Genomic DNA, 13567 nt, shown 5'->3' on the forward strand with positions numbered 1-13567 from the left:
TAAGATTTTCCAAAAGAAAATCTTAAGTCTTTTTTGTTTTTTTGAATAATGGATAAGCACTAGAGAATATAGTGAATAATGAAGAGATAGTAGGGGAGACCTTAACTATTAGTTATTCACTAAAAAAGAGGTGTTTATATGATTAATGCTATTTGGGCAGCTCTAATTATTATTGGGTTTATAGTTGGAGCTATTACTGGAAATTTAGATAATGTTACTGCAAGTGCCATACAGAATGCTAAAGGAGCTGTAGAATTAGCCATAGGACTTATTGGAGTAATGGCTTTATGGCTTGGAATTATGAAAATAGCAGAGGACTCTGGACTTATAAGAGGAGTATCAAAGCTTTTAAAACCAATAATGATACTTTTATTTCCAGATGTACCAGCTGATCATCCAGCCATGGGAGCTATGATAATGAATATATCTGCTAATATTTTGGGGTTAGGCAATGCAGCAACTCCCTTTGGACTAAAGGCAATGGAAGAATTGCAAAAATTAAATAGACGAAAGGATACAGCAACAGATGCAATGGTTACATTTCTTGCCATAAATACATCTTCTGTAACTTTAATACCTGCTTCAACCATAGCAATACTTTCATCAGCAGGTGCGACCAATCCAACAGAAATAGTAGGTCCTACCATAGTAGCCACTACAATATCCACAATTACAGCCATAATTGCCGCAAAAACACTTCAAAGACTGCCTAAATATCAAATAAAAAAGGTAAAAGGTAAAGGAGGAAAAGTTGAATGTTCATTGAAATAATGGAGATTTTATCTAAACTTGCCATTCCTTTTATGATTGTTGGAATTATACTTTATGGTATTATTAGAAATATTAAGGTTTATGAATCCTTTATGGAAGGGGCAAAAGATGGAATTACTACGGCAATAAGGATTATACCTTCTTTTGTAGCCATGCTTGTGGCAATTGGAGTCTTTAGGGAATCGGGAGCTATGGATATGCTGATTAAGCTATTTAGTCCGCTTATAGAATTATTTAAAATCCCGGGAGAAGTAGTTCCTATGATATTTATGAGGCCCTTATCAGGAAGTGGTGCTCAAGGAATCATGAGTGAACTAATAAAAAATCATGGACCGGAGTCCTTAATTGGAAGAACGGCAGCAGTAATGATGGGCTCCAGTGAAACCACATTTTATATTTTAGCAGTATACTTTGGTTCAGTATCCATAAAAAAATATAGACACGCACTATCAGCAGGATTAATAGCAGACCTGGTTGGATTAGTTTCAGCAGTTTATGTGGCAAGAATATTTTTTGGGTAACTAAAAAATAGTGAATAGTGAAAAAATACTTCGCTTTGCGAAGTATTTTTTAATTTAATTGGTTTCCAATGAATTGGAAACCTCCCTAACTATTCACTAGATGAACAAACTAAGCGATGTACACAAAATTGAAAACCACAATTTTGGTACCCTGCTTATATTAGTTATTCACTATTCACTGTTTAAGGACGAAGTCCTTAAACAACGTATTTTTCCAGTTCCTTACTAAACTCCATACTAACTTTCTTAAACTCATATATACTTTCTGTCATCTTTTTAATTTCTTCAGTATATGCGTGAACATTTGCAGATACTTCTTGTGATGATGCAGAGTTTTCTTCTGCAATTGCTGCCAATGACTCTATACCGTGGAAAAGGGAGTTTATACTATCAGTTTCAATCGTAAGTTCCTTTGTAAGTTCAGTAATTAGCTGAGATACTTTAGCCACAGAATTTACAGCAGATTGGTTTTCCGCAGCAACAGTATTTAATTTGATATTTTCGTTTTCAAGAATACTAAACTGGTCAGATATAGAAACAACGAACTCAGCAATATCTTGGACAAAGGATTCTAAATTATCATTTATAGTTTGAACAGCATCCTTTGAACCTTCTGCAAGCTTTCTGATTTCCATGGCAACAACAGTAAATCCTCGACCATATTCTCCAGCCCGTGATGCTTCTATACTAGCATTTAAAGCCAGTAAATTAGTTTGCTCTGCAATACTTTCTACAGCTTCAACAATATTTTTTACTTCATTGGCTCTATTTTGTAAATCTTGACCCTTAGACTTTACATGGGAAAACTGAAGCAATATATTATTTAAGCTATCAGAAGTAGACTTTAAGTCACTAAACCCTTTATTGATTTGAATTACAGCAGATTCCAGCTGGTCTTTTCCACTATTTTCTTTATCTACTACTTCATTTAGTGAAATAATAGAGTTATTTAAACTGTATGCAGTTTGTTCTGTTTCTTCAGCTTGATTAATAGAACCAGTTGCAACTTGTTCTACTACATTTGATATTTCACCAGAAGTAAAGCTCATATTAGATGAAATATCGGCAAACTTATCAGCAAAGACATTTAGTTCATCTGTAGTACTTTTATATCCAACAAAATCCTTCTTAATAGATTCCTTTAATTCTTTTAACTTGAGATTAATATCTTCAAAGAAGTCAGATGTAGATATATCGTGGATCATGGACAAATCCTTATTTATAATTTCCTCTAGGGAGTTATAAATGGATTTTAGAGGTCTAAAAAGTCCTTTAGATATAAAAAATGGAATTAAGACTGATAAAGCTAAAGTCAAAGGTATAGCAATGTTAGAATCTACAAATTTAGATATAAGACTTACTGGAATACCTAAAAATAGAAAGGATGCTATGGCAATTTTTCCTTCCATATTTTTTATAAATCCTAGAGACAATATTTTATTAAGCATATATTTCTTTTTATAGTAAATCTCTTTAGGGAACTTAATAGATATTTTAAGAAAATCTTCCGTCTTTTCTACAGTTTCAATAATAATATCTTCTTTAAAATACTTACTAGCACCCTCTAACATACCTTGAAAATAAGCAAACATTCCTCTAGATGAAGAATAAGTCATATGTGCTGTAAATTTGTCTACAGGCTTAATTCCCAAAATAGGAGGATTTGCTCCCTTAACCCTTTTAGTAACTACAACATGAATATCATACATTGCTTGGAGAAATGAATATAAGTTTTTATATCTAAAGAATGCGGGATAAACTTTGGAGTATGTGATGATATTGTGATTTCCCATGGTTCTCCATACTTCATCAGGAGACTTATTCAGTTTTGCTGCAATATATTCAATAATTCCTCGAGCCACTTTATCTTCTATATCCTCTATAGGAGAAAATATTTTATTAGAACTTATATTAAAATGTTCCAGTGCTTCATTTGTTATTTTTTCTCCATACAATTCTCTGCAAGTATCAACCCAAGCAGAAACTATAGTACCTTTCACAATAACTCCTCCTTCGTATAACTATGAGTATATTATATCATAAGGAATAGAAAATTGTGTCCATATTATGGTATTAAAAAAAGAAATATTTTGTTTAAATACGATAAAGTATGAAAGAAAAATAACAATACTTGCATAATTGGTATGACCATACTATAATATGATTATCAAATATATTATCAAAAAATTAAAACAATTAAATCAAGGGGGGATAAATGTAGTACTGTATTTTATTCTCAAATAAAAATCTAAAGATTAAAATGTGAAATTAGGAGGATAAACATGAATAAAAAAGTTAAAAGAATATTACTGTTATTTGCATTAGGTCTTACCTATGGTTTTATGTATACACTGCCATATATGAGCCGTACATTTTATGACCAAATGATTGCAGCTATGGGAGTTACTAATGCTCAACTTGGTTCATTATTATCAATCTATGCCATGGCTTGTACATTGTCATACCTACCAGGAGGATGGATAGCAGATAAATTTAAACCAAAAACAGTTTTACTAGCATCTACATTTGGTAATGCAGCAATATGTTTCTTACTTATGATGACTTATAAAAACTTTACAATGGTTAAATTAGTATGGTTTGGTGCAGCAATAACAGGTGGATTTGCATTCTGGCCTGCACTTTTAAAGGGAATTCGTTTATTAGGTAGTGAAGAAGAACAAGGCAGAATGTTTGGAATCTTCGAAGCTATGAATGGTATAGCATCATTATTAATTAACTTTATTATGATTTATGTATTATCATTATTTGCAGATAACCTTCTACTAGGATTTAAAGGTGCTGTAGCAACTATGGGTGTTTTATGTGTAATAGCAGGAATATTAATTATATTTTTATATGATGAAAAACTTACTTATGCTGAAGAAAAAACTACTACAACTGAAAAAGTTGGTATTAAGGATTACTTTGGTGTATTAAAATATCCAGCAGTATGGATTGTAGCAATTATGATGTTTGGACAAGTTACATTTATTGCAGGGTTAAGCTATTTAACTCCATATAGTACAGGTGTACTAGGTTTATCATTAACATTGGCAGCAAGTATAGGAACCATTAGAAACTATGGAACTAGATTTATTGGTGGACCATTAGGTGGATATATTTCAGATAATGTATTTAAATCAGCTAGTAAAGGTCAAGTAGTTTCTTTAGGATTATGTGCAATATCCATGGCTATGCTTTTAATTATTCCAGGAGGAAACAATATTTTAATAATAGCTGTAATGCTTCTGAATGCCATCGCTTTATATATGGCTAAAGGACCTTTATATGCGGTTATATCAGAATTACAAGTACCAGCAGCAGTTACTGGAACAGCTTTAGCTATTATTACAGTAATTGGTTATTTACCTGATATGTTCGTATATACTTTATTTGGTAAGTGGTTAGACATTTATGGAGATGCAGGATATAGTCGTATATTTATATTTACCATAGGAGTAACAATTGTGTCCTTATTAGTAGCTTTAGTAGCCGTAAAATTATCTAATAAGTACAAAGCAAATGCAAAATAAATATTAACAAAATAATTTATATGGGAGGAATTAACATGGCAACAGCAATAAAAAATACAGCAAAAGCTAAAACAAATCCTGAGAAATGTAAAGGATGTTACTATTGTATCAAGGCGTGTCCTAAAGACGCTATATCCATAATGGACATAGTAAATAAAAAAGGTTACTCACCAACTCAGGTAGATGAAGAAAAATGTATAGGTTGTGGGGCTTGTTATACTGTCTGCCCAGATACTGTTTATACAATAGAATAAAACTTTACTCAATATAGACTAGGAACAAAATGATAGGAGGTAAGATTATGGAATATGTATTGATGAAAGGTAATGAAGCATTAGCAGAAGCTGCCATAAGGGCAGGTTGTAGATTTTATAGTGGTTACCCTATTACACCACAAACTGAAATATTAGAGTATTTATCATGGAGAATGGATGAAGTAGGTGGAGAGTTTGTACAGACTGAATCTGAACTAGGCGGAATAAATATGATGCTTGGTGCTTCAGCAGCTGGAGCTAGAGTAATAGGAAGTTCATCAGGTCCAGGATTTAGTCTTTTTCAAGAAGGAATATCTTATCTTGTAGCAGCAGATCTTCCAGCTGTACTAGTAGATGTTATGAGATATGGAAATGGATTAGGTGATATTGGACAAAGTCAAGGAGACTACTGGCAATTAACTAGAGGTGGGGGACATGGAGACTATAGAACCATAGTATTGGCACCTAATTCTGTTCAGGAAAATGTTGACTTAACTCACTTGGCTTTTGACTTAGCAGAAAAATATAGACATCCAGTAATTATTGGTTCAGATGCAGCCATTGGTCAAATGATGGAAAAAGTAGCTTTACCTGAAATGGAAGAACATGATATAGATAAATTTCATTGGTCCATGAAAGGTTGTAAAAAGGGTGAAGAACAAAAGAAAATCACTAACCTTTTATATTATATGGATAATTATGATGAGTTTTTAGCAAACAAATATAAAGAAATGGAAGATAATGAGCAAAGATGGGAGTCAATGGAAGTAGAAGATGCAGAAGTTGTACTAGTTTCCTACGGAATCAGCTCTAGAGTATGTAAAGAGGCAGTAAAAGTTGCAAGAAGTCAAGGAATAAAACTAGGATTAATAAGACCTATTAGCTTATGGCCATATCCTATAAAAGCTTTCGAAGAATTATCAGATTCATGTAAGGCACTAATGACAGTGGAAATGAACATTTTAGGACAAATGGTAGACGATGTAATATTAGCTACGGGTAACAAGTATCCGGTATATAAATATACAACAGTTAAAGATGTACCTGAAACAGAAGTCATTATTGAAAAAGCAAATAAAATATTATCAGGTGGGGAGGTATAATAATGGAATTAAGAGCACCGGAATCAATATCCTTTGCACAGACATCATTTTGTCCAGGGTGTGGACATGGAATTGTTTCACGTTTAATTGGAGAAGTAATGGAAGAAATGGGATTAACCGAAAAACTATTAACAGTAGTAGATGTGGCTTGTTCTTCTCTACACATAGATACATGGAAATTTGACACCGTAATAGCAGCTCATGGAAGACCTATAGCTACTGCAACAGGTGTAAAAAAGATTAGAAGAGAGAATCCAGTACTTGCATATCTGGGAGATGGAGCAGCTTATTCCATAGGTATTGCAGAAACCATGCACGCGGCTCTAAGAAACGATAATGTAGTAACAATAATTATAAATAATGGAGTTTTCGGAATGACAGGTGGACAAATGGCACCTACATCTCTAGCAGGACAAAAAACTACAACTTCTCCTAAGGGAAGAGATGTTTCAAAAACAGGACAACCCTTTGATGTAGTAAAAGTTATGGGAAGCTTAGATATACCATATTTAGCAAGAGGTTCAGTATCTAACCTAGGAGATATTAGAAGAACAAAAAAATATATAAAAAAGGCTTTTGAAAAGCATATGAATAATGAAGGGTTTTGTCTAGTAGAGATACTTTCACCTTGCCCAACTAACTTAGGTATGGCACCTGTAGCTTGTTCTGAAAGAATAGATGGTGTAGTTAAAGAGCTTTTCAATACAGGTGAGTATATTGATAAGGAGGGAACAAAGTAATGATGGAAATTATATCAGCGGGCTTCGGAGGTCAAGGAGTTTTAACAGCAGGATTGATTTTAGCAAAGGTTGCCATGGATAATGGTAAAAATGTTACTTGGATTCCATCCTATGGTTCAGAAATGCGTGGAGGAACGGCTAACTGTGGAGTAAAAATTAGTGACGATGAAATTGCCAGTCCTTTTGTTAAGAACATAGATGTACTTATTGCCATGAATGGACCTTCCATAGACAAGTTTGAAAAAAATATGAAACCAGATGGAATCTTAATAGTAAATTCCTCTATGGTAAAAGATAGACAATATAGAGACGATATAAAAGTAGTTGAAGTACTAGCAAATGATATTGCCCATGAAGCAAATAATCCTAGAGGAGTAAATATTGTAATTTTAGGTGCTTTTATAAAGGCAACAAATCTTCTTGATAAAGACACTTTTGCTAAAGGAATTGAAAATTTCTTTGCAGATAAAGGAAAAGTAAATCCAGCAAATCAAGTTTGCTTTGAAATGGGATATAATTCAGTAGAAAACTAGGAGGAAGATTAATGAATGTATCTAACCTTTTAAAACCAAAAAAAATCGCCTTAGTAGGAGCTAGTGAAAGGGAAGGCTCCTTCGGAGGAGATACTTGTAAAAATATAATGGACTTCAGTGATTCGTCTAAATATTATTTTGTAAATCCTAAGAGGGAAGAAGTATTTGGACAAAAATGCTATAAATCAGTAGGTGATATACCAGATAATATTGACATGGTAATTATTTGTACACCACAATCTACAGTTTTGGATATATTACAGCAGTCCTACGAAAAAGGATGTAAGGGAGCTGTAGTATATGCCAGTGGATATTCTGAAACTGGCACCGAAGAAGGCAGAGAAGAAGAAAGAAAGCTAATAGACCTTTGTAAGGAACTAGGAATTGCTCTTCTTGGACCAAACTGTGGTGGATTTATTAACTATATAGATGATGTTTATAGCTTTGCATTTGTAGCGGAAAAAAGAGACAGAAAAGGCACAGTAGGATTAGTATCTCAAAGTGGACAATTAGCACTTTCGCTAATGGACAACCCAAAGGGGAAATTTTCCTATGTAATCTCTTCTGGAAATAGTTCTGTAGTAAAGGTAGAAGAATACTTAGATTATTTAGTAGATGATGAAGATACAAAAGTTGTAGCGGCATATTTAGAGGGAGTTTCAAAACCAGAAATATTTGTAAATGCTCTTAAAAAAGCTGCATTAAAAAGAAAACCAATTGTAATTTTAAAAACTGGTAGATCAGAAAAAGGTTCAGCAATATCTGCATCTCACACAGGAAGTTTATCAGGTTCTGATAAGACTTATGATGCGTTATTTAAGAAGTTTGGGGTAATAAGGGTAAATGATATGGAAGAATTATTATCCATGACCCATTTATTATCTACAATAAAAGAATATCCAAAGAACGCAAGATTTGCAGCTATGAATCTTTCTGGTGGAGAAACCATAATTACAGCAGATATAGGTTCTTTAAAGGGAATAAATTATCCTGACTTTACAGATAATACAATGAAAAAACTAACAGAAATGTTGCCAAGCTATGCAACTCCAAACAATCCACTGGATATGACAGCAAGCTTATCCTATGATAGTGAAAAGTATGCAGGAGCTTTGAGGGCAGTAATGGATGATCCTAATATAGATATGGTTTTAATAGGATATACTCTACTGCTAAATATAGCAGACCCTTGTATATACTATATGACAGAAGGAATAGAAAAGGTAGTTAAAGAGGGTAATACAAAGCCTATGGTAATGATTCCTTACGTTGAAAATACAAGAAATCCTGAATATGCAGAAAGACTGGAAAAAGCAGGAGTTTCTATTTTACCACCAGTTGTCTATGCTATGGAAATATTGAAGAAATTCAGTGAGTTTATAGAGTATAATCCAGATGAACATACACTGGATATAGGCTTACCAACTGATGATAAAAAGGAAACTAGAAGGTTTTTATCAGAACATGAAAGTAAAATTATGTTAGGTAACGCGGGAATACCAGTACCAAAGGAAGATATTGCAAAAGATAAGGAAGAAGCCTTAGGGATGGCAGGTAAAATCGGTTATCCATTAGTAATGAAAATCGAATCAGCAGATATTCCTCACAAATCAGATGCAGGTGGGGTTAAACTGAATATTAATTCAGAAAAAGATGTCAAAAAAGCATATGATGAAATAATGGATAGTGTAACAAAATATAATTCCACTGCAAAGATAAACGGAATATTAATGCAGGAGATGTTGCCAAAGGGTACTGAACTTATAATAGGAGTAAATAACGATCCATTATACGGTCCTATGATTCTTTGTGGATTAGGTGGAGTATTTGTAGAAATATTTAAAGATGTTTCACTATATCCAGCACCACTAAATCATAAAGAAGCTCTGGAAATGGTAAAATCCCTAAAAGGCTATCCACTTCTCACAGGATATAGAGGTGGAAATGAACTAGATGTAGAAGCCTTAGTAGATTTAATCGTTAAAGTATCAAATTTTGCAATAGAAAACAAAAATACTGTAGCAGAAATAGATATAAATCCAGTATTCCTATATGAAAAGGGAGAAGGACTATCTGTAGCAGACTCTTTAATCATCGTAAAAGAATAATAAAATGGGAAGGAAGAGATAAATGTATAAAATAGTTTTGACTCATCCCCAAGAAACAGCAGAAATAGAAGAAAAATTTATTCCTGAAGGAGCGACTCTCGAAATAAAACATTCTCCTACAGAAGAAGACCTTATAAAAAATCTTCAGGATGTAGATGCAGTAATATCTGCATATGAACCTTTTACAGCCAAAGTAATGGATGCTTTACCAAAGTTAAAGATAATATCTCAAGCAGCTATAGGTTTCAATAGTGTAGATATTGAGGCAGCAGCTGAAAGAGGCATAGCAGTAATCAATAATCCTCATTACTGTACACCAGAAGTAGCAGACCATACTATGGCTTTAATTTTAACATTGGATAGAAGAATAAAAGAATTTGATAAAAATGTACAGGAAGATAAAGAGTGGAGATATGACCTTTGTCCTGAAATTACTAGACTCAGTGAACAGACATTAGGGCTATTTGGATTTGGAAACATAGCAAGGGAAGTTGCAAAGAGAGCAAATGCCTTTGGAATGAAGATTATTGCATCAGACCCATATATGAACATGGAACTTGCTAAACAATTAAATGTAGAAGTAGTTACTATGGAGGAATTACTAGAAAGATCAGATATTGTATCTATCCATGCACCTCTTACAGATGAAACTAGGGGATATTTCACTATGGAAAGGTATAATATGATGAAGAATAAACCTTTAATTATAAACGCAGGTAGGGGAGCTATTATAAATGAAGAAGCTTTAGCTAAAGCCTTAGATGAAGGATTAGTTAGGGGAGCAGGACTTGATGTATTAGAGGAAGAAGCTCCAAACCTACAACAGTCTAAATTAGTTGGAAGAAACAATGTTATAATTACACCTCACGTAGCTTACTATTCTCAAACATCACAATATGAAATTCAAAAACTATCTGCTAAGAATATTGACTATTACCTAAGAGGTCAGTATGACAAGCTTAGTATAGTAAATGGTGTAAGAAAATAAAAATAAACTAAAATATAAGGCTCCATTACTTGGAGCCTTAATTCTAATGAGAAAATCCTTATGGGAGGAACGGATATGAATATAATAGATATAATATTAATAATTGCTTATCTGATTTTTATGCTTTATTTAGGATTTTATGCAAGTAAAAAGCAAAATAATATGGAAGATTTTTATCTTGGAGGAAAGAAAACAGGAACTATTTCAATGATGTGTCTATGGTTATCATCATGGGTAGGTGGAGCAGCAGTTATTGCTACAGCAGCCAATGCCTATGAATTAGGTATTACAGCTGTTTGGTATGTAGGTGCTATGTGTGTAGGTTTTGCTATATTTGGGCTGACATTTACTAAATTGATAAAGAAAGTAGGAGATAAGTTTAGTCATATAACTTATCCAGATTTAATAGAAGATAGATATAATAGTAGATGTAGAATGGTTTCCATAATTACTACTATATTGGCAAATATAGCATATAATGCTGGACAATTGGTGGCAGCAGGAGGTATACTCTATACCTTTACTGGATGGAATATTACATTTTGTATAATATTATCTGCTGTTATAGTTAGTATATATACTGCAACAGGTGGACTTTTAGCAGTCACATACACTGATGTGGCTCAAACTACATTGATTCTAGGTTCATTAGTTATTGTCATACCTTTTATATATAATGCTTCAGGAAGTATAGCTGGTTTTCAGGCCCAAATGCCACCAACATTTTTTAAATTAGGAGCATGGGGAACTAGTACAATTTTAGGATTTATAGTATCAATTACTTTAACATTCTTTACAAGTATGGACAGTTATACTAGATGTTTTGCTGCGAAGGATGAAAAGACAGCGAGAAATGGTACATTACTTGCAATCATAGGAACAGCTTTTATAGCCATAGTTTCAACTTATATAGGAATGGCAGGTAGAATCATATTCCCAAATATAGGAGATACTAGTGCAATACTGGCTACCATAGTAAGCGAAGTACTTCCCACTGGTGTAAAGGGAATAATGTTAATAGGAATTATATCAGCCTTAATGTCAACCAGTGATATATCTACTTTAACTGCATCTGCAAATATCACTAGAGATATTTATCAGAGATATATTAATCCCGAGGCTTCAGAAAAACATTTGTTAAAACTTGGAACCATTAGTTCTATGTTAATTGGGGCGTTAAGTACAATTATGGCAATAAAAATGATGGATATAGTAAATATACTTTATCTAGCCTTTACCATAAACTCAGCAGGATTATTTTTACCTACCATAGGAATATTTTTCTGGGAAAAGGCAAATAGTAAATCTGCTTTTTGGAGTATGACATTATCTTTAATTACAGTTGTATTATGGTTTTTAGGTAATAGCTTTAATTTAGGATCTGTATTTAATATAGACCCATTATGGCCTGGACTATTGGTTTCAGCCTTAGTATTTATACCAATGTCTTTAATTACAAAACCTTCAGAAATAGATAAAGAAAAGATTGAAAAGTATTTAAGTCACAATAAAATTAATTAATCCTTGATACTAGGGCATATAAATCATATAATAAATATAGACAAAAATGTAACGATACTTTATAAAAGAAGGAGTGCTGACCTTGTTTGAATCGGTAAATACAAAGAAAAATTATGAACAAATAGTAGAACAAATCCAAGAACTTATTTTAGATGGTACTTTTCAAAAGGGAGACAAATTACCACCAGAAAGAGAATTAACAACTAAACTGGGTGTAAGTAGATCATCCCTAAGAGAAGCCCTAAAGGCATTAGAAGTTTTGGGTCTTATTGAATCTAAACAAGGTGAGGGAAGTTATATATCTAACAATGTAAATTCAACTATTTTGAAATCCATATCTATTGCATATAAATTAAATAATGGAACCATAGAAGATATATTGGAACTAAGACATTCCTTAGAAATTCAGGCCGTAAGAACTGCGGCAATAAAAGCAACAGAAGATCAAATAGAGGAATTAGAAGCCATTGTTAACAAAATGGAAAATGCAGCAGATGAAGAGGAACAATCACAACTAGATATAGAATTTCACGGGAAGCTAATAGGGATGATGAATAATGTAATGTTTCAAATAATATCAGAGTCAGTTTCTAACCTTATGCAGCCCTTTATAAAGTCCATAAGAGAAATATACAAGGAACATGATGATTATTTAAAAACATATTATTTCGTTGAACAACATAGAAATGTGTTAGATGCCATAAAAGAGAGAAATCCTGAAAAGGCAGTTAACCTAATGATGGAACACATACAACTTACGGAAAATGATTTATTGAAGTTAAATTCCATATCAAACAAAAATTAATAAAAGATTTTTTGCTTTTCCAATTGACAATTTATATGAAGTTATAGTATAATAATTTATTTATTTGACAAAAACCATATAATATGGTATCATATAGACATGAGTGTCCCAAACACTTCTTTCTGCCCTTTTTTAAGGAGGAACTAATGGAAGGTGGTTTGCTATATTGGAAAAGAACATACTAATTAGAATTCGTAAGGACATCGAAAAATGCGTTGGTAAAAAGGTAAAATTAAGAGCAAATAAAGGTAGAAAAAGAACAGTAGTTAGAGATGGAATATTAGAAGCAGCATATCCTAACTTATTTGTAGTAAGGATTTGTAATGAATACGATAGCTCAAGAAAAGTATCATATACCTATACTGATGTATTGACAGGAACAGTAGAAGTAACTGTTTACTCAGAGACTCAAGAAAAAGTGAAAATATCTTAAAAATAACTGTACAGTAATTTGTACAGTTATTTTTTGTTGCTATTCATAGGTACACTGAAAAATAATAAAAATACTAAGGGAACATTTGCAGGACGCGATTTAATTCTTAGCGAATGTAAGCTAGAAATCCGTTAAACAGTTTGCACTGTTTGAGCGTAGCGAGTTTGCAAACTGTAGGATTTTTAGCTGGAATGAGCTATAGAATTATTCGTGTCCGAAACCGTGAGCGTGGATTTTTATTATTTTTCTTATTGATT

The 13567-nt window shown here is 32.7% G+C and carries 13 protein-coding genes; 12 read left to right on the forward strand and 1 reads right to left on the reverse strand.

The annotated features are described in order from the left end of the window. The first annotated feature begins 138 nt into the window (after positions 1 to 138). Together FYJ83_RS03770 and FYJ83_RS03775 are read left to right on the forward strand one after the other, a co-directional pair. Positions 139 to 771 (forward strand): nucleoside recognition domain-containing protein, encoded by a 633-nt coding sequence (locus FYJ83_RS03770; protein ID WP_154439007.1) that lies wholly within the window; start codon positions 139 to 141, stop codon positions 769 to 771. Then, positions 756 to 1292, forward strand: coding sequence for a spore maturation protein (locus FYJ83_RS03775; protein ID WP_154439008.1), 537 nt, complete (start codon positions 756 to 758; stop codon positions 1290 to 1292). Before FYJ83_RS03770 ends, FYJ83_RS03775 begins: the two co-directional genes overlap by 16 nt. Before the next feature lie 197 nt (positions 1293 to 1489). Here FYJ83_RS03775 and FYJ83_RS20425 read toward each other — a convergent pair whose 3' ends face one another. After that, the gene (locus FYJ83_RS20425; RefSeq protein ID WP_326828295.1) at positions 1490 to 3292 is read right to left on the reverse strand and encodes a heme NO-binding domain-containing protein; all 1803 of its coding nucleotides are present in this window, start codon (positions 3290 to 3292) and stop codon (positions 1490 to 1492) included. A 282-nt stretch (positions 3293 to 3574) separates the two neighbouring features. Between FYJ83_RS20425 and FYJ83_RS03785 the strand changes: the two genes are divergently transcribed. The 10 genes from FYJ83_RS03785 (at position 3575) to FYJ83_RS03830 (ending at position 13310) form a co-directional block, all read left to right on the forward strand. Beyond that, on the forward strand, positions 3575 to 4825 hold the full coding sequence (locus FYJ83_RS03785) for an MFS transporter (RefSeq protein WP_154439009.1): 1251 nt from the start codon (positions 3575 to 3577) through the stop codon (positions 4823 to 4825). A gap of 35 nt (positions 4826 to 4860) precedes the next feature. Next, on the forward strand, positions 4861 to 5079 hold the full coding sequence (locus FYJ83_RS03790) for a 4Fe-4S binding protein (protein ID WP_154439010.1): 219 nt from the start codon (positions 4861 to 4863) through the stop codon (positions 5077 to 5079). A 47-nt stretch (positions 5080 to 5126) separates the two neighbouring features. Beyond that, on the forward strand, positions 5127 to 6182 hold the full coding sequence (gene vorB, locus FYJ83_RS03795; protein WP_154439011.1) for a 3-methyl-2-oxobutanoate dehydrogenase subunit VorB: 1056 nt from the start codon (positions 5127 to 5129) through the stop codon (positions 6180 to 6182). Between the two features lie 2 nt (positions 6183 to 6184). Further along, positions 6185 to 6922 (forward strand): thiamine pyrophosphate-dependent enzyme, encoded by a 738-nt coding sequence (locus FYJ83_RS03800; protein ID WP_154439012.1) that lies wholly within the window; start codon positions 6185 to 6187, stop codon positions 6920 to 6922. Continuing rightward, positions 6922 to 7455 carry a 2-oxoacid:acceptor oxidoreductase family protein gene (locus FYJ83_RS03805; RefSeq protein WP_154439013.1) on the forward strand — a complete coding sequence of 178 codons (534 nt, stop codon included), beginning with the start codon at positions 6922 to 6924 and terminating at the stop codon, positions 7453 to 7455. Before FYJ83_RS03800 ends, FYJ83_RS03805 begins: the two co-directional genes overlap by 1 nt. An 11-nt stretch (positions 7456 to 7466) precedes the next feature. Further along, positions 7467 to 9563 (forward strand): acetate--CoA ligase family protein, encoded by a 2097-nt coding sequence (locus tag FYJ83_RS03810; protein ID WP_154439014.1) that lies wholly within the window; start codon positions 7467 to 7469, stop codon positions 9561 to 9563. Between the two features lie 22 nt (positions 9564 to 9585). Further along, positions 9586 to 10551, forward strand: a complete 966-nt coding sequence (locus FYJ83_RS03815; RefSeq protein ID WP_154439015.1) for a C-terminal binding protein — start codon at positions 9586 to 9588, stop codon at positions 10549 to 10551. Positions 10552 to 10626: 75 nt separating this feature from the next. Next, positions 10627 to 12072, forward strand: coding sequence for a sodium:solute symporter family protein (locus tag FYJ83_RS03820; protein ID WP_154439016.1), 1446 nt, complete (start codon positions 10627 to 10629; stop codon positions 12070 to 12072). 82 nt (positions 12073 to 12154) lie between these two features. Continuing rightward, positions 12155 to 12877 (forward strand): FadR/GntR family transcriptional regulator, encoded by a 723-nt coding sequence (locus FYJ83_RS03825; protein ID WP_195837909.1) that lies wholly within the window; start codon positions 12155 to 12157, stop codon positions 12875 to 12877. 166 nt (positions 12878 to 13043) lie between these two features. Then, complete coding sequence (locus tag FYJ83_RS03830; protein ID WP_154439018.1) at positions 13044 to 13310, forward strand: Veg family protein; 267 nt, start codon at positions 13044 to 13046, stop codon at positions 13308 to 13310. The last annotated feature ends 257 nt before the right edge of the window (positions 13311 to 13567 follow it).

The organism is Tissierella pigra, from assembly GCF_009695605.1.
Classification (GTDB): domain Bacteria; phylum Bacillota; class Clostridia; order Tissierellales; family Tissierellaceae; genus Tissierella; species Tissierella pigra.